Origin of the sequence: Bacillus sp. FSL R5-0512, assembly GCF_038593295.1 — a bacterium.
In the GTDB taxonomy this organism is placed as follows: Bacteria; Bacillota; Bacilli; order Bacillales; family Bacillaceae; genus Bacillus; species Bacillus safensis.
Window position 1 is genome coordinate 3,617,516 of record NZ_CP151982.1, and the last position, 22,533, is coordinate 3,640,048.

20 protein-coding genes, 4 tRNA genes and 1 pseudogene are annotated in these 22,533 nt (G+C 41.4%); 9 read left to right on the top strand and 16 right to left on the bottom strand.

The window, feature by feature from the left end:
* Positions 1 to 6: 6 nt before the first annotated feature.
* The 8 genes from yycI to NSQ25_RS18600 all read right to left on the bottom strand — a co-directional run bounded on the left by yycI (position 7) and on the right by NSQ25_RS18600 (position 5,539).
* Positions 7 to 870 (bottom strand): two-component system regulatory protein YycI, encoded by an 864-nt coding sequence (gene yycI, locus NSQ25_RS18565; protein ID WP_120208931.1) that lies wholly within the window; start codon positions 868 to 870, stop codon positions 7 to 9.
* Positions 857 to 2,236 (bottom strand): two-component system activity regulator YycH, encoded by a 1,380-nt coding sequence (gene yycH / locus NSQ25_RS18570; protein ID WP_326135983.1) that lies wholly within the window; start codon positions 2,234 to 2,236, stop codon positions 857 to 859. The genes yycI and yycH overlap by 14 nt, the downstream gene beginning before the upstream one ends.
* Complete coding sequence (gene walK, locus NSQ25_RS18575) at positions 2,226 to 4,064, bottom strand: cell wall metabolism sensor histidine kinase WalK (protein ID WP_326135984.1); 1,839 nt, start codon at positions 4,062 to 4,064, stop codon at positions 2,226 to 2,228. The genes yycH and walK overlap by 11 nt, the downstream gene beginning before the upstream one ends.
* 7 nt (positions 4,065 to 4,071) lie before the next feature.
* Entirely contained in the window at positions 4,072 to 4,779 is a 708-nt protein-coding gene (yycF, locus tag NSQ25_RS18580; protein WP_024424030.1) for a response regulator YycF, read from the bottom strand.
* Positions 4,780 to 5,126: 347 nt separating this feature from the next.
* A tRNA-Phe gene (locus NSQ25_RS18585) sits at positions 5,127 to 5,199 on the bottom strand.
* Between the two features lie 27 nt (positions 5,200 to 5,226).
* Positions 5,227 to 5,303 (bottom strand) — tRNA-Asp (locus tag NSQ25_RS18590).
* A gap of 82 nt (positions 5,304 to 5,385) precedes the next feature.
* Positions 5,386 to 5,457: transfer RNA gene (locus NSQ25_RS18595), tRNA-Glu, on the bottom strand.
* Positions 5,458 to 5,463: 6 nt separating this feature from the next.
* A tRNA-Lys gene (locus NSQ25_RS18600) sits at positions 5,464 to 5,539 on the bottom strand.
* Positions 5,540 to 5,882: 343 nt separating this feature from the next.
* Between NSQ25_RS18600 and NSQ25_RS18605 the strand changes: the two genes are divergently transcribed.
* Positions 5,883 to 6,407, top strand: coding sequence for a peroxiredoxin family protein (locus tag NSQ25_RS18605; protein WP_024424031.1), 525 nt, complete (start codon positions 5,883 to 5,885; stop codon positions 6,405 to 6,407).
* 28 nt (positions 6,408 to 6,435) lie between these two features.
* On the opposite strand, the gene NSQ25_RS18610 is transcribed toward NSQ25_RS18605, so the two are convergent.
* From NSQ25_RS18610 to NSQ25_RS18620, 3 genes and pseudogenes are all read right to left on the bottom strand, one after another.
* Positions 6,436 to 6,645: a hypothetical protein gene (locus NSQ25_RS18610; RefSeq protein WP_326135985.1), complete on the bottom strand. Its 210-nt coding sequence runs from the start codon at positions 6,643 to 6,645 to the stop codon at positions 6,436 to 6,438.
* A 13-nt stretch (positions 6,646 to 6,658) separates the two neighbouring features.
* A pseudogene (locus tag NSQ25_RS18615) lies at positions 6,659 to 7,797 on the bottom strand (DUF418 domain-containing protein).
* Between the two features lie 137 nt (positions 7,798 to 7,934).
* Positions 7,935 to 9,224 (bottom strand): adenylosuccinate synthase, encoded by a 1,290-nt coding sequence (locus NSQ25_RS18620; protein ID WP_024424032.1) that lies wholly within the window; start codon positions 9,222 to 9,224, stop codon positions 7,935 to 7,937.
* 503 nt (positions 9,225 to 9,727) lie between these two features.
* Here NSQ25_RS18620 and NSQ25_RS18625 point away from each other — a divergent pair.
* Positions 9,728 to 10,198, top strand: coding sequence for a hypothetical protein (locus NSQ25_RS18625; RefSeq protein WP_326135986.1), 471 nt, complete (start codon positions 9,728 to 9,730; stop codon positions 10,196 to 10,198).
* Positions 10,199 to 10,214: 16 nt separating this feature from the next.
* Positions 10,215 to 10,652 (top strand): terpene synthase, encoded by a 438-nt coding sequence (locus tag NSQ25_RS18630; RefSeq protein WP_326135987.1) that lies wholly within the window; start codon positions 10,215 to 10,217, stop codon positions 10,650 to 10,652.
* A 477-nt stretch (positions 10,653 to 11,129) separates the two neighbouring features.
* Here NSQ25_RS18630 and NSQ25_RS18635 read toward each other — a convergent pair whose 3' ends face one another.
* From NSQ25_RS18635 to NSQ25_RS18650, 4 genes are all read right to left on the bottom strand, one after another.
* On the bottom strand, positions 11,130 to 11,543 hold the full coding sequence (locus tag NSQ25_RS18635; protein WP_065215020.1) for a VOC family protein: 414 nt from the start codon (positions 11,541 to 11,543) through the stop codon (positions 11,130 to 11,132).
* Positions 11,544 to 11,672: 129 nt separating this feature from the next.
* Entirely contained in the window at positions 11,673 to 13,037 is a 1,365-nt protein-coding gene (gene dnaB / locus NSQ25_RS18640) for a replicative DNA helicase (RefSeq protein WP_003214779.1), read from the bottom strand.
* A 252-nt stretch (positions 13,038 to 13,289) separates the two neighbouring features.
* Positions 13,290 to 14,246, bottom strand: a complete 957-nt coding sequence (locus NSQ25_RS18645) for a DUF4885 family protein (RefSeq protein ID WP_101677475.1) — start codon at positions 14,244 to 14,246, stop codon at positions 13,290 to 13,292.
* Entirely contained in the window at positions 14,243 to 15,190 is a 948-nt protein-coding gene (locus tag NSQ25_RS18650; RefSeq protein WP_326135988.1) for a DUF4885 family protein, read from the bottom strand. Before NSQ25_RS18650 ends, NSQ25_RS18645 begins: the two co-directional genes overlap by 4 nt.
* A gap of 109 nt (positions 15,191 to 15,299) precedes the next feature.
* Between NSQ25_RS18650 and NSQ25_RS18655 the strand changes: the two genes are divergently transcribed.
* Positions 15,300 to 16,157, top strand: coding sequence for a hypothetical protein (locus NSQ25_RS18655; RefSeq protein WP_034283603.1), 858 nt, complete (start codon positions 15,300 to 15,302; stop codon positions 16,155 to 16,157).
* Between the two features lie 161 nt (positions 16,158 to 16,318).
* On the opposite strand, the gene NSQ25_RS18660 is transcribed toward NSQ25_RS18655, so the two are convergent.
* Positions 16,319 to 16,537 (bottom strand): hypothetical protein, encoded by a 219-nt coding sequence (locus NSQ25_RS18660; protein WP_041118429.1) that lies wholly within the window; start codon positions 16,535 to 16,537, stop codon positions 16,319 to 16,321.
* Positions 16,538 to 17,071: 534 nt separating this feature from the next.
* Between NSQ25_RS18660 and NSQ25_RS18665 the strand changes: the two genes are divergently transcribed.
* Genes NSQ25_RS18665 through NSQ25_RS18685 form a run of 5 tightly spaced genes read left to right on the top strand, consistent with a single transcriptional unit; the run spans position 17,072 to position 22,525 of the window.
* Positions 17,072 to 17,956: an alpha/beta hydrolase-fold protein gene (locus NSQ25_RS18665; RefSeq protein ID WP_046312589.1), complete on the top strand. Its 885-nt coding sequence runs from the start codon at positions 17,072 to 17,074 to the stop codon at positions 17,954 to 17,956.
* Between the two features lie 4 nt (positions 17,957 to 17,960).
* Positions 17,961 to 18,746, top strand: coding sequence for a 2,3-dihydro-2,3-dihydroxybenzoate dehydrogenase (locus NSQ25_RS18670; RefSeq protein WP_046312587.1), 786 nt, complete (start codon positions 17,961 to 17,963; stop codon positions 18,744 to 18,746).
* A gap of 26 nt (positions 18,747 to 18,772) precedes the next feature.
* Positions 18,773 to 19,951, top strand: a complete 1,179-nt coding sequence (gene dhbC, locus NSQ25_RS18675; RefSeq protein WP_046312584.1) for an isochorismate synthase DhbC — start codon at positions 18,773 to 18,775, stop codon at positions 19,949 to 19,951.
* Between the two features lie 27 nt (positions 19,952 to 19,978).
* Positions 19,979 to 21,598: a (2,3-dihydroxybenzoyl)adenylate synthase gene (locus NSQ25_RS18680; RefSeq protein ID WP_326135989.1), complete on the top strand. Its 1,620-nt coding sequence runs from the start codon at positions 19,979 to 19,981 to the stop codon at positions 21,596 to 21,598.
* 18 nt (positions 21,599 to 21,616) lie between these two features.
* The gene (locus NSQ25_RS18685) at positions 21,617 to 22,525 is read left to right on the top strand and encodes an isochorismatase family protein (RefSeq protein WP_326135990.1); all 909 of its coding nucleotides are present in this window, start codon (positions 21,617 to 21,619) and stop codon (positions 22,523 to 22,525) included.
* Positions 22,526 to 22,533 lie beyond the last annotated feature (8 nt).

A 22,533-nucleotide genomic window follows, 5' to 3' on the forward strand; every position in this document is an offset into this window, starting at 1 on the left:
GTTCTCTCACTCCATTGAAGATTTGTCATCTTTCTCTATATGATCAAGTGTTGAGCCATCAATGGCATTGATCAAATATTCTTCTTCTGTCTTTTTCTTTGAACCTGCTGATACGCCTTCAAGCTCCACCCGCCATACAGGTACCATGACTTGCGTGCTTGCCCCCGGATATTGCGTATAGTAGCCAAGCTCTACCTTTTTCACGGTCGTGTTTTGGCTCAGCATATTTTGCGTATATAAGTCCTTCACTGTTTCAAGTGCCGGGACAAGGGTTTCTTTTCTCACTTCATTAATCGATGTCACCATTGATTGCTGATATGAGACGATTTCGTTTTGATCGTTGAGATTTAAGGTGATTTGCCCGATGGTTTCGGTGTCATCAAGGCCTTCTTGGAAGATGTATTTCCCTTTATACGTTTGGAAAAAGACGATTTTCCCTGTCTCTTCATCTATACTCCACAGCTTATAATTCTTCCCATCCAGCAAACGCTGGTTCACAAGGTTCGTCGCCGCTGTTTTGATATCCTTTTTCGGCAAGGCAACTGGTTTATTGAAGGTCATTTCAAGCAGTGTGACAGGATCATCTTTGTCTGTTTTCGGGAATGTGCTTTTCGCCTTTTGATCAGCTAATCCGTCGACATCCTTTTTCGTATATTGCTTCTTTTCAGCTGTAATGCGGTATCCAATCTTCGCTTCATCTGATAGATTGCCATATTTGATCCCGTCTGCCTTCATTTCTTCCAGCGTATCCGTTTTTTCGATAATCGCAAAATGATCGGTTGACCGTTTTTCAAAGTATTGAAAACCTAGAAAGATATCGAGAACGAGAAAGGCTAGGATAAAGATCGTTTTGGTCTTATTCCACTCCATGATTCTCGCTCCCCTCTGTCAAAAGATTATTCGATAGAATCACGGTTTTGCCGTTATATTTCATGCACCATACAGGCTCCAGCCAGACAAACATTGCTTGATCTTGATCTGATGCAGTTGAAGCAGCTTGATATGCAGGAAAAATCTGTTCAATTTTCTCCAGGTCATCATATTTCGTCTGCTTGATGATCAAGTCCTTCAGCTCTGTCCCGTTCATCAGCTTGACCTGTTCACTTTGACTCGCTTTATTGCCAAGAATATAGTTTGGGCGCTTGTAATTCAAAATGTCATCATTCGCCCATTGGACTTCAAGGGAGGTCATCCCAAATGGATGCTCTGTACTGTTCACAATCGGCAGACCGTCCATAAACATATTAAAGGACAGCTGCTGGTTGCTGTTGATACCAAAATATTGATAATCATCAGTAAAGCTTCCCGTATCATTGAAATATTTCACGCTTCGCTTAATCAAATCCCCCGTTTGGAAAACAGTGCTGGAATTGATATTGCGGTGCTGATATTGAATGCGGTGGTCTTTTTGATTGGCTTCAAGGCGGCTTGTGCCATCTGTGTACACCGTCCGGTTTAAATTAGATTCCTCACCGACAAGGCTCGGGTCCGTAAACAAAGCATCTTTGAACTTGTTTGTCTTAATCGTTTCGATAAAGAACATCTTCGCTTCAAGCTGCTTTTGCTTTCTCGGAAGAAGGAAATCTCGTTTAGAATTCGTCGAGAATGTATAAAGATCATAGCGCGGCATCTCGTTTTGAGCGGCTGCGATACTGTTCATTAGATTACGGTAATTGGCGGACTCAATTGTCAGCTCAAGCACCGTCTCCTTGCTGTATGAGACCAAATACACTTTTTTATTCGCCTTATCCTGCTGGGCGAACGGCACGATCATCCGATCAAACGAGTTGTATTCAATGGACTTGTTCGGCCATTTAAAGAGCGCTTGGAAAATATCAATCGGAATCGGATCATTGAAGACAAGATCCAATGTCTTCCCTTGTCCTTCGCGTCCATAGAAGAAATTCTTAAATTTCTGCTCGGAATATTGATCTGACACATCATTAATCTCTTTGACATCCCAAAGGCTCACATCATTCCAAAAGTTTTGAAAGAGTTCCTTTTGATCCACTTTAAAATGGTCCCCATTTGAATGGATGAACATCTCGCGCGGCTTCACGACATCAATGAGACTTCTAGGCTCGTCGCTTGAAATCTTCTTCGTTTCCACGACCTGTGTGCCGGTATCTGCCTGATCCTGCATGACGGGCTGGAACATCCAGATATTCCACGTAAATACAAGACTGATCGCAATTAGGATTGTCAATATTATGGTTTTAAAGGTCTCACGCTTCATCCCAATCATCCTCTTGTTCTTCATTGTACGGAAGGGTAAAGGTCACCGTTGTCCCTTTTCCTTCAATGCTGTCAGCCCAAATATCTCCGCCATGAGCCTGAACCATTTCTTTTGCAATCGCAAGACCGAGGCCGGTTCCGCCAAGCTTTCTTGTTCTTGCTTTATCCACTCGATAAAAACGTTCAAAGATTTTATCCATATCCTTCTTCGGAATACCGATTCCTTCATCTTTCACGCTGAATAACACAAGGCCTTTCTCCTCATCCAAATCGACGGTAAACGTGATGTGTCCACCCTCTGGTGAGTATTTCATGGCATTGGAAATGATATTATCGAGCACCTGAGTAATTTTATCTTGGTCGATTTCCACATATACTTCACGCTGCGGCAGGTTGCGGATAAAATCGACATGCTGCTCCTTCGTCATTTCAAAACGATCAATGACGAGCGAGATAAACCTGACAAAGTTCGTCCACTCACGGTTGAATTGATAATCCTTGCTGTCGAACTTAGACAGCTGCAGCAGGTCATTGACAAGCCGGATCATCCGCTCAGTTTCATTTTGCGTGACACTGAGGAATCTTGGTGCAAGCTCTTTATCACCAATCGCACCTTCAGCCAGCGCCTCAAGGTAGCTTCGCATCGTCGTCAGCGGTGTGCGCAGCTCATGCGATACGTTCGCGACGAATTCACGGCGTTCAGCATCAATTTTCTCCTGCTCTGTGACGTCATAAATGACCGCAATTAAGCCATCAATTTTCCCATGCTCTTTCTGAATGACGGAGAAATTCACACGCAATACAGACAGCTGGTCTTCGCGTTCAATTTCTATCAGCATGGAATCTTGATTTTCGACTAAATCTTCAAATGTATGAGTTTCCTCTAAGCCAAGCAAAGACGTAATCGGCATCTCTAGTGCTGTTTCACGTGAAACATTTAACAGCTCTAATGCAGGGCTGTTTAATAGAATAATTGCACCGTTTTGATTCGTTGCGATGACACCGTCCGTCATATAGGCAATAACAGAAGAAAGCTTTTTCCGCTCCCCCTCCGTCATCAGCTGAGCTTCCTCCAGCTCTCTCGTCAGATGGTTAAAGGTTGTCGCAAGCTGGCCAATCTCGTCATGTCCATACTTCCGGACCTTTCTGGAGAAGTTCCCTTTGGCAAGCTCGATCGCCTGCTTTCTCATATCTGAAATAGGATGAGTGATCGTTCTAAAAATGAAGATACCAAGTAGAGCAGTCGTCCCAAGTGCAATCAGTGTCCCAGTTGCTAAAATGGTGTTAATGGTTCGCATTTGGTTAAAAACACTTTCCATTGAAGACACAACATAAATCACACCAACGGTCTCTTGGTTCTCATTTTTTACGGCTGTCGCAGAAATACGCACCCTTTTATTTGACTCAGGGTCATAGAATTTTTTCTCATAGTCTTTGCCGACCGCAAAAATACGGCTAATGATTTGATCAGTGATTTTCTTGCCGGCAATCTCTTGGCTGCCGTTATTTACAGAAGCAATGACCTCTCTGCTTTCGTCAATATAGCTGACTTCAGAGATTTCATTAGACTCATCTTTGTTGTTAAAATCGTTTAATATCTTTTGAGCATCCTCTTTTAATTCTGCTTTGCTTTTCGATGAATCTTGTTCTAGGTAATACGATAACGAGTAGATTCGCTGATTCAAGGAATTATCATATGAATTAATTAAGGACTGCTCTAGCTGCTTCACAAAGTACACGCCAATGATCTGCATGGCGACGATGATCAGCAGCACGTAAATCAAGGTCAATTTGAAGTGAATCGAGCGAAAAAAACCTACTTTACTCATAAGAATCTTAGTCCTGCTCTGGGTTTCTTAAATAGTAGCCTACGCCTCGTCTTGTCACGATCCAGCTCGGGTGGCTAGGATTGTCTTCAATCTTTTCACGAAGACGGCGGACTGTGACGTCTACTGTACGGACATCTCCGAAGTAATCATAGCCCCATACGGTTTGCAGCAAGTGCTCACGTGTCATGACTTGTCCGATATGTTTCGCTAAATAATGAAGCAGTTCGAACTCACGGTGCGTCAATTCAATCGTTTCCTCGCGCTTAGACACCACATACGCATCTGGATAAATAACAAGTGATCCAACTTCAATATCATTTGATTCAGATTCTTCCTCCGTCTGCGGAGCAGCGGTTTGTCTTCTCAAATTCGCTTTCACGCGGGCAAGCAGCTCACGTGTGCTGAAAGGCTTTGTCACATAATCATCTGCGCCAAGCTCAAGGCCGATGACTTTATCAATTTCAGAGTCTTTTGCTGTCAGCATGATAATCGGCATATCATATTTCTTTCTCACTTCACGGCACACTTCAACACCATCTTTATTCGGCAGCATAATGTCGAGCAGAATAATGTCCGGCTTGATTTCTTCTACCATTTCAAGGGCTTCGTTTCCATCATATGCACAATGAACCTCATAGCCCTCTTTCCTTAAATTAAATTCCAATATATCAGCAATCGGTTTTTCATCATCTACGACAAGAATCTTTTTTTCCATTGTGATTTCCTCCTGCATTTTTAGCATCTATGTCATTCCATTTTGCATGTATCATTACACCTTTTCCATTTATGAAAAAAAGGCTCACTGTCTATTATAACGTTTTACGAGGCAAAGATAAAAATAATAACGGCTTTCTTTTCTAGTAAACGTTGGATAGGAAGGCGCCGCTCGAAAAAATTGATGACTTTTTCCTTTTTTATTGAAACTTTTCCAATCACCAGACGTCTATATAGATGTAACGTCTTCTTCTTATGGAGCCGGGCCCTACCTAGGTCCGGCTTCTCCCTTTTTATGCCTTCTTTTCATAATAAAAACGCACCTGCGATTGCAGATGCGTTTGGAAGTGGCTCGGGACGGAATCGAACCGCCGACACACGGATTTTCAGTCCGTTGCTCTACCAACTGAGCTACCGAGCCATCATCAAAAAGATGAATATGTATAAATGGCGGTCCGGACGGGACTCGAACCCGCGACCTCCTGCGTGACAGGCAGGCATTCTAACCAACTGAACTACCGGACCTCAGTAACTTGCCCGAAAAAGCAATCGTGGTGCTCCTTCAAGCAAGTGAGGAAAAAATTAGCTTAACGCTAAAGTAAATCAATGACCCGTACGGGATTCGAACCCGTGTTACCGCCGTGAAAGGGCGGTGTCTTAACCGCTTGACCAACGGGCCAATACATGGTGAGCCATGAAGGACTCGAACCTTCGACCCTCTGATTAAAAGTCAGATGCTCTACCAACTGAGCTAATGGCTCTCGGCTTGTGAAAAGTGAATCTGAAGAAGCTATATTGCGCCAAACCAATCGCTTTAAAAAAGCTGGAACATCGCATCCTAACAAGTTTCAGAGACCTTTGCAACAACGAGATTTATAATATCATAGAGTAAATACATATGGCAATACGTTTTTCGACATTTTTTTAAAAAAAGTGTCGGATTGAAATATCTTCTATCAAAGCTCCCACTTCTGCAACCGCCTTCATTAGATAGCCCTTTTCGGATGTCTTCTGCCTACTCAAACACATAGACACGTTTCAGGCCGCTCAAAAATGGCTATACATGAAACAAGTGACATTGTCATTGAAAAAGGAGGAAGCAGTATGAGTTCATTCAAATTAGGAGATAAAATGCCCAACTTTTCACTTCCAACAATACAGGGCGATCACATTGATTTCGACAAACATTTAGAGGAGCATCAAAGCTGGCACCTGATCGTCTTCTTTAGAGGATCTTGGTGCCCGGTATGTGTAGAAGAATTAAAAGAGCTCGAACAGCAGCAGTCATACTTTCAGGACAAGGATATTCACTTGATGGCGATTTCAACGGATAACCCTGATGACTTGAAGGCATTTGCTGATAAAGAGGGACTGTCCTTCCCGATCATGTATGACCATGATCTCACGTCATTAAAAGCATATGAAGTCCACTATCACGGGGAAGATGCCCCATATGAAGACCACGGGGTGCACGGTGAACCCGCTTATTTCTTATTAAATGAAAAAGGGCAAGTGCTCTATCAGCAAAGACAAACAAGTCCGTTTGGCAGACCGCACGCCAACGAACTACGCAAAATCATCCAGTACATCCGTAAAAATTTAAAAGGCCAATATAAAAGCCTGAAGTAAGGAAAAAGCCCTCGCAATGAGGGCTTTTTTATGAACATTTTTTGTTAAATAGCCAGTCAGCGGAGAAAAAAACAAGGAGTCCCGCCATTAAAATGACAAAAGTAACCGGTGGTCTGTCACCTTGGAAAAACGCGTACAGCGCATGCCCTCCTAATACCAGAAGATAAAAGACAAATGCCGGCACAGCTGCTTTATGTGTATTCGCTTGTTCTCTTTTCGTCATTTTTTTAAAAAACATTGTGCTCTCCCCTTTATGATGCTTTTTTCATCGTCACCCTGCGAAGTGCCCGTGAACGGATATATTCCATTGGTCCAATTCTCCAAACCTTTAGGCAAACTGCTGAAATCGCGATTTGCAGAAGTGAAATCAACAGCCATGCCAATACAATAAGGGGCGCATTGATTTGACCGCCAAAACCCAATCCCCAGCTATAAAAAAGAATGGAACAGATGACATTTTGCAGGATGTAGCAGCTGAGCGCCATTTTCCCTACATATTCAAACCAAGTCCACATGAACCAAGACTCCGTGCGTGCGAGGAGCTTCGCAATGACAGCTATATAGAAAATAGAGAGAAATGGTGAAAAGGCGTAGCGAACCACAAATTCCACTAAATCGTTCGGTACGAAAACTAGTGCATTCAGCGGCAGACCAATCCACAGTCCGATTCGGAACAATATTTTCCGGAGAGATTGTCCGCGTTCATTTTCATAAAATACACCGGCTCTCATCATCCGCACACCCAATAAAAACAGAAATGTGTTCATTGGAATAATAAAGACCGCTTCTTCTCGGTACATGAAAAAGTATTGTAATCGTTCTTGAACCTGCGAGATCCATGTCTCTGGCAGCTGCTCTTCCAGCGCCGGTTCACCGCTTTGATCATCGGACGCTGACTCCATTTCAGAGAGGGAGTACAGCATCAGACATGACATGACATGACAAGCAGATGAATCACACCTGAAAAAATCATGCCCTTTTTGATGCGCCTGCTTCCTCCCCGTACAATGTAAGCCACAAGCAGCCCAGTAACGGCATAGCTCATGAGCACATCATATTCCATCACAAGCGCAAAATGGACAAAGCCTTCGATAAATAAAAATAAAAGAATCCACAAATAAGTACCCGGCCAAGGCGTGTCCTTCCTTTTTGCCTGCTGGTATTTCAGCTCCAATCCAACACCAAACATGATCGTGAGCAGCGAGAGCATTTTTCCATAAACGAACATGGAGACAAGACTTTCTAGAAAACTGCCATTTTCATATTCATCCGCAATCTGATCTGTCGCAAAGGTATCCCCTGCATACGCAAAAAACCAGACATTCGTTCCCAAGGTGCCTAGTATGGCAAAACCTCGTAAAATATCTAATAATCGTATTCTTTTTTCCACTAGAACGCTCCTTCCCTCCTATACAGTTATCATATTTTGGTAATGACCGGAAGTCCGTTCTAGTGAAATTAAGGAATATTTAAACAAAAAAACACCAGTAAAATGCGAGATTTTACTGGCGCTTCATCAATCTATTCTTATGGACGGTACACGCTGCGGACAACGTTCGTTTGTGAACGATCTGGTCCGACTGAGAAAATGGAAAGTGGAATACCTGTTAATTGTGAAATGCGCTCTAAATAATGGCGGGCATTTGCAGGCAGCTCACTTAAGTTCTTTACGCCTGTAATATCCTCTGTCCATCCTGGCATTTCTTCGTAGACAGGCTCACATTTCGCTAATTCATTTAGGCTTGCTGGGAATTCCTCTGTGATTTCTCCATTCAATTTATAGGCGACACAGATTTTCAATTTTTCAATCCCTGTTAGTACATCAATTGAGTTAAGAGATAAATCTGTAATTCCGCTCACACGGCGTGCATGACGGACAACAACGCTGTCAAACCAGCCGACACGGCGCGGGCGTCCAGTTGTCGTACCATATTCACGGCCAACCTCACGAATTTGATCGCCAATTTCATCATGGAGTTCTGTTGGGAATGGGCCATCTCCAACACGTGTTGTGTACGCTTTTGACACGCCGACCACATGTTGAATTTTCGTTGGTCCTACGCCAGAACCAATCGTCACGCCTCCAGCTACTGGGTTAGATGACGTCACAAATGGGTATGTCCCTTGATCGATATCAAGCATGACCCCTTGTGCTCCTTCAAATAGCACGCGGCGGCCTTCATCTAGTGCATCATTCAAAACAACAGATGTGTCTACGACATATTTTTTCACTTGCTGGCCATATTCATAATACTCGTCTAAAATATCTTCAATCTTGAAGCCTTCTGTGTCATACATTTTCTCTAAGAGACGATTTTTCTCTTCTAGATTACGTGCAAGCTTCTCTTCAAATACTTCACGATCTAATAGATCTGCGACGCGGATACCAACGCGGGCAGCTTTATCCATATAAGCTGGTCCGATTCCTTTTTTCGTCGTACCGATCTTGTTAGCCCCTTTCCGCTCCTCTTCTACCTCGTCCAATTTTAAATGGTAAGGCAGAATAACATGGGCTCTATTGCTGATTCTGAGGTTATCTGTACTCACATTCCGTTCGTGAAGATACGCAAGCTCAGTGACCAACGCTTTAGGATCAACCACCATTCCATTACCGATGACACAAGTTTTCTCTTTATAAAAAATACCGGATGGAATGAGGTGTAGCTTGTATGTCACTCCATCAAATTTGATCGTGTGACCTGCATTGTTTCCCCCTTGATAACGGGCAATCACCTCTGCATTTTCTGAAAGGAAATCGGTAATTTTCCCTTTCCCTTCGTCACCCCACTGCGTACCTACTACGACTACTGAAGACATATCGTGCACCTCCGTTAACCTTTCAAAACGTTATCTCTTTCAAACACATTTATTTTATCAATGCACAACGAAAAAGTCAACGCGAAATCCGAACATTAATATCTTGAAATCAAATTTTGTTCGTTTTAAATATAAAGAAAAGCGCTTTAATCACTTTTCCAGTGCTTAAAAATGGAGATTTCGAGCAAAAACAACTTTTTATCGTTTCCAGCTGTTCATCCTCTGAGATTGGCACGAAATGAGTGACTGCAACACTCTCCGTACGCTTGCCACTATTGATATAGAAAGGAAAAAGATGTCATTGCGCGTTCGCATGTTGACATCAAGAATTACATAATCAATTAATAAAATGCTATGAATGTCTATAGTTTCTTTTTATTACATTCACATTCAATCAAACCACCTATTTTCTTTAAAATTACCTTAATTTTCATATGAGATTATATACATAAATCCTCAAATTATATATTCTTTTCAAGACAATATATAATTTGGAGGTATTTATGAAAAAAAATCTTATTTTAACAATGATATTTACTTTACTTTTTTCGACTATGCTTTTGAGCATTGGAAGCAGCACAGCAGAAGCTGCTGAAATGAAACCAGTACCTGGCTCTCCTGGTTGGAAATATCGTGTTGAGGGACCACATGTTGAGGGAACAGATAATGATTGGCATGTACATGTTGAAAAAGGACGTATTAAAGGAGCTGAAAGGCTTACTGGAGGTAAAAGTCATGGTAAGACTTTAGATTCAGCTGGAGTACCTAAAAAAGTACAAAAAAATGTAAAAAAGACCAAGGACTGGAAAAGAGGACTAGAGAAACAGAAAAAATTAAATGCAGAACGAAAAAAAATCTCTAACCATAGCTGGCTTGATATAGTATTGAATCCTTGGTATCTTGTAACAATAGCGTCTTTAACCGGTATAACAATAAACGCGTTATTAAATGCTCCACGCTTAGTATTTGGTTAGAAAATAGGAGGCAATTATGATACAAGAACTTAATAGGGTTTTAAAATTACGTGACTTAGAAATTTTTAGTGTGATGAAAGACAATCTAATCTTATGTTACGTAATTATTAAGGATACTAGAAAACCATTTACAGAAGAAGACAGAAAACTAGAGCCATTATGTTATATGGATGAAGAAGATATTCAATCGTATTTGAATGTGTTTCATATTTCAATCATTACTCATGAAAAATTAAAACAAGACGATTTAACTCTTGTAGAAGAATATTTTTCTAATTTCGTTAATAATACAAGTTTGACTAATTTCATTATTAGAGAATATGTTCTAGAGGATTTATATGATCATGATGACGAAGATAAAATTACTTTCTTTAATAGAATGTTACGTCATATAGGATCAGATGAGATTAAAGAATTTGACCAAAAAAAATGGATTTATTTATCTCAAGATTGATTTTTCATTTGAAGTTAAAGGAGTACAGAGATTATATTCTGTACTCCTTTTGATTTAGTTTTAAGGAATCCGAGTTTGAAAATCAATTTTGCTGAATTGATTAAAAGAGCTGTCACCAATGCTCTTCCGGACGTTGATGACATAAGCGTGAATAATTTTCATGACGAGGAAAAGGCTGTGCGCGTCTTCAGCCCATTTGCAAAACCGAAAAGGGTTATCCTCATTCAAAATGGATGATTGACAAGGTCGCTAAAGAGCTGACAGAGTCGCCTAGCAGCTGGTGGATGTATGTGGATGAGACGGAGGACAACAAAATCAAATTACGCGTTTCTCGTTATCACTTTGATTATCGAACTTTGTATGTTTCTGTATGGGGGTGGAGACATCCGCCCTTCCCTTCTACTTATTTAAGCCAACTATAATGACAAGAAGCTGTTTATCAAAATAAAAAAAGACCCCCAACAATGGGCGTCTTTTTTAAACAGGTGTAATACCATCTGTGTTCATCAGCACAACTCGATACCCATCTGGGTCTTCAATGGTTGCTCCTCCCCGGTCCCAGTATGGATTCGTAGAGGTGACATGGCGTCCGCCAAATGAGAGCAATCTCTCTTTCATTTGCTGAAATTCTTCTGCATCTGGAATATAGAAAACAAGCAGCTGTTCTGGATGCGGGACGGGCAGGCTGTCTTCTTCTTCATGTTTGGTGATTTCTAAATGAACATGCTGGTGAGGCAGCCCGAGCATCACACCATCGTACCCTTCATGCCGATCAAATGAGCCTATTCGTTTGAGCCCTAAGCCTTCTTCATAAAAGGAAACAACCTCTTTCATGTTGACGGTTGGGCGTGCGATACGTAATTGAGCGGCTTCAAACTGTTGAAATTTCATCAGTCTTCACTCCTTTTCTCCTTTTAGTATACGCTCTCTCTTTTTCTCTCTCCTCCTCATTTTGATTGTTTTTTCAATCATTCTTTCGATGTAGATCAATCAAAAAAGCCCAGCTTCTTGAGCTGGGCTTTAAGCACCGGGCGGAACACCCGCATCATCAAATCTTCTTTCCAAGTTGACGAATTTGTTATATTCTTTGACGAACGCCAGTGATACTGTACCAACGGGACCGTTACGCTGTTTGGCAATAATGATTTCGATAATGTTCTTATTCTCTGATTCTTTGTCATAGTAATCATCACGATAAAGGAATGCCACGATATCGGCATCCTGCTCGATACTTCCTGATTCACGAATATCAGACATCATCGGACGTTTGTCCTGGCGCTGCTCTACCCCACGGGAAAGCTGAGACAAGGCAATAACCGGAACTTCAAGCTCCCTTGCCAGCGATTTTAATGCCCTAGAAATTTCAGAAACCTCCTGCTGACGGTTATCGCTTGATCGCCCACTCCCTTGAATGAGCTGCAAGTAGTCAATCAGGATCATGCCAAGACCATTTTCTTGCTTCAATCGGCGGCATTTCGAGCGAATTTCACTTACTCTGATTCCAGGTGTATCGTCAATGAAAATTCCGCTGTTTGACAGCGAGCCCATCGCCATTGTCAGCTTGCCCCAGTCTTCTTCTGTCAGATTACCGGTTCTTAGGTTTTGTGCATTGATATTCCCCTCTGCACAAAGCATACGCATAACGAGCTGCTCAGCACCCATCTCTAAACTAAAGATGGCGACACTTTCATCCGTTTTGGTCGCGACATTTTGGGCAATGTTCAATGCGAAGGCGGTTTTCCCTACTGATGGACGGGCCGCTACAATAATTAAATCATTTCGCTGGAATCCAGCTGTCATCCGGTCAAGCTCAGAGAAACCCGTTGGAATCCCTGTGATATCGCCTTTGCGATTATGAAGCTGTTCAATATTATCGTATGTTTGAACAAGAACGTCCTTAATGTTTTGAAAGGCTCCTGAGTTTTTACGCTGCGCCACTTCCATAATGGTCTTTTCCGCATCGCTCAGCAGGTCCTCTACTTCATCCTCACGCGTATACCCATCTTGTGCAATGGTTGTCGCCGTACGGATCAGACGTCTTAAAATGGATTTTTCTTCTACAATTTTTGCATAGTATTCAATGTTTGCAGCAGTTGGGACAGAGTTCGCAATGTCGGTTAAATACGAAATTCCGCCTACCTCTTCTAGTAAATCTGTATTGGCAAGCTCAGATGTCACCGTGACAAGATCGACCGGTTCTCCTCTATCGCCAAGTACAAGCATCGCATTGTAAATCTTTTGATGCGACATTCTATAGAAATCCTCTGGAATTAATACCTCAGAAGCGAGCGTTAGCGCAGATGGTTCTAAAAAAACAGCACCTAATACGGCCTGCTCGGCTTCTATATTTTGCGGCGGCAGCCGGTCATCGAGAAGTTCCGTCATGCCAAGCACCGTCCTTTCATAAAAAAATACGCTACTCATCATTTTAACATTTTCATCAATAAAAAAGTGAAAAACATCGACTATAGTCAAAATTACCATGTTGATATTTTGTGCAAACCAGCGCATTTCAATAGAAAAGACTCTGTAACATCAATTGTTATAGAGTCCTTTCTTATCGCTAATGGAATTTCGATTTGTTGCCGTTCACACATGTAATCGACGCTTCAACATGGCATGTTCGGATGCGTTTTTCTAGTCTATCGTTTTCTTAACCCCATAATTCACTTTTTGCCCAATGTCTTGTAAAGAACCGTTTTGATAACCGATAGATAACACCAAATCTGGAATGGAATCAAACCCGTTTTTCGCTAGGTCAAATAGCTGTGCTCCGTAATGTGAAGCGGCAATGCGCGCATTTTCTGCTGTATATGGATTTTTAAGAAGTTCTTCTTTGTATAGATCAAAAATATTCGTTCCGTTATCCGTTACAAATTGACCATTTACAATGCTTAAATCCTTTAAATTGTAGCCTGTGACCGTTTTGATTTGATTAACAAGATGGAACTTTGCCAGAGAATCCGGTGTGAATTGAGTAGAATCATCATTTCTGCTTTTCATGATATGGAAAAATAATTCTCTTGTATTGTTGGTTGTATTTAATAAGTCTTCTATTTGTTTCATCAGCGATTCGTCTTTTGAACCACTTACCACTAATTTAAAATTGTTCGGGTCAATGGTAAAAGTGAGATTTGTGTTTTTAGGAATGGATATCCCGTTTTTAGAGAATAAATCTTGTAATTGTTCGTTGACCTTTTGACGATTGAATATTTTTTTCTCTACGCTTTCTTGGGTTGGATCGTACCGTTTTTCATTACGGAAGATGGCATCATTGAAGTCATATTGTCCACCTTTATTATTCCTTGCCCAACTCATTTCCATAATGTAAGCAGCTTCTCTTTCCGGTTTTGTTAGATCACTTCTGAAATAAGAAGAGTAAGGGTTTCTATACTTATTATATATATGGTCTTGAGGATCATTGAAACGTTTATTTTGTTCATTTATTTTTTCGTATTTTTCATCTAATATTTTCATCCGTCTATCAGATTCGGTCATCACCTCATTTGTACTTTTAATAGCTGGATGGCTATTGAAGTCTGGAAGGTTCTGCTTATTTAGAACAGCTGTCGTATTCGATGTATTTATCTTCACTTTAATACTCCGTAATTCACCTTTTGTCCAATGTCATATAAGGAACCGTTTTGATAACCAATAGATAAAACTAAATCGGGAATAGAGTCAAACCCGTTTTTCGCTAGGTCAAATAGCTGTGCTCCGTAATGTGAAGCGCCAATGCGCGCATTTTCTGCTGTATATGGATTTTTAAGAAGTTCTTCTTTGTATAGATCAAAAATATTCGTTCCGTTATCCGTTACAAATTGACCATTTACAATGCTTAAATCCTTTAAATTGTAGCCTGTGACCGTTTTGATTTGATTAACAAGATGGAACTTTGCCAGAGAATCCGGTGTGAATTGAGTAGAATCATCATTTCTGCTTTTCATGATATGGAAAAATAATTCTCTTGTATTGTTGGTTGTATTTAATAAGTCTTCTATTTGTTTCATCAGCGTTTCGTCTTTTGAACCACTTACCACCAATTTAAAATTGTTCGGGTCAATGGTAAAAGTGAGATTTGTGTTTTTAGGAAGGGATATCCCGTTTTTAGAGAATAAATCTTGTATTTGTTCGTTCACTTTTTGGCGATTGAGTATTTTCTTTTCTACACTTTCTTGGGTAGGGTCATACCGTTTTTCATTACGAAAGGCGGCATCATTAGAATTAAAATGTCCTCCTGTTCCACTATTAGCCCATCCAATTTCAATAGAGTAAGCCGCCTCTCTTTCCGGTTTAGTTAAATCATTTCTGAAATAAGGGGAGTTTGGATTTCGATACTTATCAAATATATGACCATGAGGATCTTTGAATCGTTTATTTTGTTCATTTATTTTTTGGTATTTTTCATCTAAAATTTTCATTCTTCTATCAGCTTCGGTCATCACCTCGTTTGTACTTTTAATAGCTGATTGATCTTTAGAGTCTATTCGGTTCTGATTGTTTGAAGCAACTGCCGTGTATGACGAGTTAATATTCATTTTGATTCTCCTTTTTTAAAAAAATAGTGATTATTAAATATATCGGCAATTCAGTTAAAATTTGTTAGTTTCGATCCGATATAGTAATTATTACAAGGAGGGTTAAAATATGACAAATACTATCTTCAAACGTTTTTTGTTACCTGCATTGGTATTAGTGCTTGTTACTAGTTTTTTTGCACCTAATTCAGCAGAAGCAGCGATTACGGGGAATAACAGCCCTAACACAGCAAGCTCAATGGGATATTGGAAAAATAGTCGCCCAGATACAACAATCTTACCTGAAGGTGAAAATGAAGCGTATTATCAGTTTACGATCAATAAAGGTGAAAGAGTTTATGTCAGAAGTTCGTATAATAAGCAATATACAGGGATGAAAATCGAGGTGTATAATTCGAAAAGTTCAGATGAAAGAAGTAGGGTGATTAACCCTGATTCAATTACGCCGTTTATTTTTGCCAATACTGATGAAGTTACTTCAACTTCAGAAACTTATTTTGTGAAAGTAACTCGTGGCACATATACAGGAAATATGTATTTTACTGTATCCATTCAAGATCGAATTAAATCTGGAAATAGTACATTCAACTTTACGGGGACCGCTACCAACCTGGGGAATACTTCTTTGAATTTTTTAGGAGTTGATTCTTCTATCATTACAATGGATTTAACGAACAATTCTTCTATCCCTAAAAATGCAATCGTTAAATCGATTTCAACAACTAGTACCCAATCGCCTAACCAAGGAAATGTCACACACAAACTGATGGCTGATGAAAACAAGATTTGGAACGAATCCGTTTTTTCATCTGCAACAAGTGGTTCTTACCGTATTTCTCTGGAAGATCAATTAAGAGTGGCTCAAAAATGGAGCTTTAAGTACAACGCAAAGGCTACTGCGAGATCTACTATGAGCAATGTCAAAGCCGATATTCGTTACGAATATGATGTCACAGATGGATTCTAATTGAATGGTGTTTACAGACATGTACACCAATTGATCAAAAAGTAAGGGGACATCCCTTACTTTTTTCATTTCCGCATTTTTGATGCTATATGATATTTGGCCAACTTTAAAACAGCACCGTCCTTTCATAAGAAATACGCTGCTCATAAAAAGTGAAGGTGTTAATGGTGGTTTTGCTTGAGGGCGTGTTGAAAGAGGAGGATGGTGATCATATCGGTGGCCCGCTGGTATAAATCCCATTGTTCATAGGCCGCAAATGTCATCCGTATTTCATGTAATGATTGCTTCATTTCATGATATTCTTCCACTGTAAACGAATTTTTCAATTTGAACTGATGTTCAAGCAGTTTTAGCCTTAGCTTTCCTAATGGAGTTTTCATTCTGCCTACATTCCCTTCGATCTTGTCTTCCTTAGAAAATTGTATATGAATTTACGCATGAGATTGAATAAGTTGTGAGATATGCTCACCAGCTTTTCGAAAAATTCTCCTCTTTTTTCCTAAAAATACAAGAAGGTCTATAGACTTATTTTTCCTCAAAATGATTTCAAGAAGAAAAACCTATATATATTCCTGAATCAAACAGAAGAAAATGGTAAATATCCCGTGACGGTCAAGGTCTTTTGGCATTTCTCCTCTTTTTAAATGACTCAGTCCGGCATTCCCTATTTCCATTCATTTGGTAGTTATTTAGTCCTTTATTTTCCGAAAATTTAGATTAAATTATCAATTACACCACTTAATGAACATTTGACTTCATAATTGATAACCATTATCATTTGATTTGCTTGCGTGATAATTGAGAATCATTTTCATTTGAAGGGACCATTCTTCAATCTCTACACTCATCCTATATCCGCAAGCCTGCTTTTATCAGCATATGAGAGTCAATTTGAGGAAGGGGATTTTTTACACATGTCCAAACGCCCTGAAGGAATGGGTACTGAGGATTCTCTTTTCGGAGAAAGCCGTCCTTTTTTTATACCCGGGACGGAGCAACTGGATATCACAGCACACCCATACAGACTTTTTATATTTAAACCGAATACTACTCCTCCAGCGGCTGGTTTTCCAGTCATGTACGTGCTTGATGGGAATTCACTTTTTGGCACAATGGTCGAAGCCATTCGTTTACAGTCAAGAAGACCCGAAAAAACAGGTGTTGTACCTGCCATCATTGTTGGAATTGGCTATCAGACAGAAGCGCCCTATCATCCGCTCAGGCATTATGATCTCACTCTAACCGGCCCTGACGCTTCCATTGGTGACAAAAGAAAGGATTTCTCCACCCATACATATGGCGGCGCCTCTGCGTTCTTTTCTTTTTTAGAAAAGATTGTAAAGCCTTATATCGAGCAGCGCTTTCCGATCAACCAGAGTCGTCAAACACTATTTGGGCACTCTCTTGGCGGTCTTTTTGTATTACACACACTATTTGAGCACCCTGATGCTTATCAAACATATATTGCAGGCAGTCCTTCTATCCACTGGAACAAAAAATTATTTCTAGAAAAAGAACACCAATTCACCAGCCATATACGTCAGATGCCTATGGATGTCAGGCTGCTTGTAGGTGTAGGTGAGTTAGAAAAACATCATCCGTGTCAAATGAATGATCATGCAAATTCACTAGCAAATCGTATGCTGCCTTTATCCTCATATGGCTTGCATACAGCCTATCACGAATTCCCTAAAGAAGGACATACGTCCGTTTTACCGGTGCTGATGAATGACGCTTTTCGATTTGCACTCTATCATGATGATCCTTTCACAACCACAGACATGAAGGAAAGGCAGTGAACACATGAAACACAGTGGTCTATCTCAAAAAGTTGTCCTTATCACAGGCGCAGGACAGGGTATTGGACAAGCAGTCGCAAAAAGACTAGCCGAAGAAGGTGCGATTCTTGCAGCAGTTGACGTAAAAGAAGATCAGCTGCAAAGCACCGTCCAGCAAATGAAGGATGAAGGCATACGTGCCTTTGCCTATCCAGGTGACATTACCGATCAAGCATCTGTTCAGCACATGGTCGATCAAATTGAAAAGCAGCTTGGCCCCATTTATTTACTGGTCAATGTAGCAGGCATTCTTCGAATGGGTTCTATTGACCAGCTTAGTGCAGATGACTGGCAACAAACTTTCGCAGTCAACACACATGGTGTCTTTTACGTATCTCAAGCTGTCTCCAAATACATGATGAAAAGATCAGAAGGGGTCATTGTGACCGTCAGCTCTAACGCAGGTGCCATTCCTAGAATGAATATGGCTGCCTATGCCGCTTCAAAAGCAGCAGCCACTTCATTTACAAAAACGCTTGGATTGGAACTGGCTGCCTATGGAATCAGGTGCAACGTCGTCTCTCCTGGGTCTACCGCAACGCCTATGCAATGGGCTTTATGGCCTGATAAACAAGGAGAAAATCAGGTGATTAAAGGTTCACTAGAGACGTATAAAACCGGTATTCCTTTACAAAAAATCGCTGATCCTCAAAATATCGCTGATGCAGTCATTTTCTTTGCATCTGAGCAATCCAGTCATATTACGATGCAGAATCTCACGATCGATGGCGGCGCAACACTCGGAATCTAGCATTTCATTTAAAAGGAGGCCTTTTCATGAAACATTCATTATTGTCGTCCGAAGAAAAAGTACAATTGCTTCAAGACTATCAGCCAGGCGCTTTTTTTCTTGCTTCACCTAAACGCACGATACTTGCCGAAGGGATTTTCCAGCATATTGAAACCAATCAGCTAAATGAACTATCCACAAGGGTAGCGCACGTATTTGAAGATGCCAAACAAGCTGGAATTCAAACACCGATTGTGGCTGGTGCTGTCCCATTTGATCCGGCGCAGCCCGTTCGTTTAAATGTACCAGTCCATGTACAGTTTAGTGATCCACTCGAATTTCAACAAGGTGATGAGGAGTCAGAAGCGGCATCGCCATCCTATGAGGTGACACCTGACCCTTCTCCTGAAGTCTACATGAATGGTGTGAACGAAGGGTTAGCTAAAATTGAAAAAGGAGAGCTTAGCAAAATCGTCATTTCTCGATCTCTCCATCTCAAATCAAATCAAGACATTCCTACGAAAACAATACTCGAACGACTGGCTCGTCATAATACGACTGGCTATACGTTTGCTGCAAATGTAGCTGATCCGAAGTCTTCCCAAAAGCGCACACTTCTTGGGGCAAGCCCTGAGCTGCTCCTTTCTAAAACCGGTTCATCTGTGATTTCCAATCCACTTGCTGGTTCCCGGCCGCGCAGTTCAGATCCAGTAGAAGACCAGCGCCGCCGCGATGAACTCCTTACCTCAGCGAAGGATTTACACGAGCACGCAGTGGTTGTTGAAGCTGTCACTAAAGCGCTTACTCCATACTGTCATACACTAGATGTGCCTGCATCACCATCCGTCATACAAACAGAAACGATGTGGCATTTATCTACTGTGGTCAAAGGTGACTTAATAGATTCCGGTGTGTCCTCAATTGATTTGGCGCTTAGCCTTCATCCAACACCCGCAGTATGCGGAACACCTACAGCAGATGCACGTGAAGCCATTGAAGCGATTGAACCCTTCGATCGAGGATTTTTCACAGGAATGATCGGTTGGGCAGATGCAAATGGTGATGGTGATTGGATTGTCACCATTCGTTGTGCAGAAGCTGAGGGTCACTCCCTGCGTCTCTTTGCTGGTGCAGGAGTGGTCAAAGGATCAAAGGCAGAAGAAGAGCTAGCTGAAACATCTGCAAAATTCAACACGATGCTTCACGCGATGGGCATCCATCAGTGATAAAAATAAATAGGAGATGACAAAAACATGTTTGTTCAACCACCTACATGGCCAGAAGAATTTGCAAAACGCTACCGTGAAAACGGCTGTTGGCGTGGGGAAACCTTTGGCGGTATGCTTCGTGAACGCGCCGCATCGTTAGGAAATAAAACAGCCATTACATACGCTGATACGCACATAAGCTACCAAGAACTTGATCAGCGCGTCAGCAGTCTTGCTGCCGGTTTTCATCAGCTTGGAATTCAAAAAGGAAGTCGAGTTGTCGTGCAGCTTCCTAACATTCCTGCTTTTTTTGAAGTCATTTTCGCTTTATTTCGAATCGGTGCTTTACCCGTGTTCTCTCTGCCATCTCATAGAAGCAGTGAAATCACTTATTTTATTGAGTTTGCCGAAGCAGATGCATATGTCATACCAGATATTGATGGCAGCTTTGATTATCGATCACTCGCACGTCAAGTGAAAGAAAAGCTTCCCTCATTACCTCATGTCATTGTTGCAGGGGAAGCTGAGGAATTCCTTTGCTTGGATGATCTGCGAAAGGACCCAGCTCTTGATCCTCAAATTCATGTAGAGGCAAGCGATATTGCGTTTCTTCAGTTATCTGGAGGCAGCACAGGCCTTTCAAAGCTCATTCCTCGTACACATGATGACTATATTTATAGTCTTTGGAAAAGCAATGAGGTGTGCGAGCTCACACAAGAAAGTGTGTATCTAGCTGCACTTCCAGTTGCGCACAACTATCCATTAAGCTCGCCTGGCGTCCTTGGAACGTTATACGCAGGCGGAAGAGTCGTTCTTGCACCTGGATCAAGCCCTGATGTCGTCTTTCCACTCATTGAAAAAGAACGGGCGACCATTACCGCTGTCGTTCCACCTATCGCATTGATTTGGCTAGAGGCCGCTCCTCATCGGTCAGATGACTTATCGAGTCTTGAAGTCTTACAAGTCGGTGGTGCTAAATTCAGTGCTGAGGCAGCAAAACGAGTGAAGCCTACACTTGGATGTAAGTTACAGCAAGTTTTTGGCATGGCAGAAGGTCTGGTCAACTATACCAGATTAGATGATCCTGAACATGTCATTATTCATACACAAGGACGCCCAATGTCTGAATATGATGAGGTACTAGTGGTAGATGATGAGGACAAGCCCGTCCTGCATGAAGTGGCTGGACATCTTTTAACAAGAGGACCTTATACGATTCGCGGCTACTATAAAGCCGATGAACAAAACAAAAAAGCATTTACACCCGATGGCTTTTACAGAACAGGTGACATCGTGCGATTAACCAAAGAAGGAAATGTTGTTGTAGAAGGCAGAGACAAGGATCAAATCAATCGTGGCGGCGAAAAAGTTGCCGCTGAAGAAGTTGAAAACCATTTACTTGCGCATCCTGACATTCATGATGCCGCCATGGTGTCTATGCCAGATCCATTTCTTGGCGAACGCTCATGTGCCTTTGTTATCGCGAAAGGAAACAACAAACCAGCACCGCACATCTTAAAATCATTTCTAAGAGAACGCGGGCTCGCAGCCTTTAAAATTCCCGACCGCATTGAATGGATCGATGCGTTCCCGCAAACAGGTGTAGGCAAAGTCAGTAAAAAAGCATTAAGAGAATTAGCTGCAACCCATACTGCCAACGTATAAAAAAGAGGAGTGAAAACCATGGCAATCCCTACTATTCCTGCATATCCAATGCCAAGCACACAAGATTTACCCGAAAATAAAGTGAACTGGATACCAGATCCGAAACGTGCTGTTCTGCTGATACATGACATGCAGCAATATTTTTTAAATGCATTTCAACAAGATACATCACCGATCACAGAGTTAGTGCAGCATATTCAACAATTACGTGATACATGCAATGAACTTGGAATCCCCGTCGTCTATACAGCGCAACCTGGTGACCAAGACCCGAAGGATCGTGCCTTATTAACAGATTTTTGGGGACCTGGACTTGGTGATGATGAAGCATTGACAAAAATCATTGATCAGCTTGCTCCATCTGAGGCAGATACAATGCTGACAAAATGGCGTTATAGCGCATTCAAAAAATCTAATTTTTTGGATATCCTTCAAGAAAGCGGGCGTGATCAACTGATCATTACTGGCGTATATGCACATATTGGCTGTATGCTGACAGCCGCAGAAGCATTCATGCTCGATATTGAAACCTTTTTTGTCGCCGATGCCGTCGCTGACTTTTCACTGAAACATCACAAAATGGCCATGACCTATGCAGCTGAACGCTGTGCAGTCACCACAACGACAAACCAAATCATCAATCGTTTAACAGGACAAGAAGCAAACAGTGATGATTTATCCTTTGAGGCCATCGTTCACCAAGTAGCTGAGTATCTCCAAATCGAGCCAAATGAAATACCGCTTGACGAGAATCTCGTCTACCTTGGACTTGATTCTATTAGAATGATGAGCCTAGCGGAAAAGTGGAGGCAGCAAGGATCGACAGTCAATTTCGTTGAGCTTGCAGCAAATCCAACGCTCGCCCATTGGCGGACTCTTCTTTTCCCAGAAAAACAGCCATCTATCCCAAATATCGATTACTTGTAAAGGAGGAA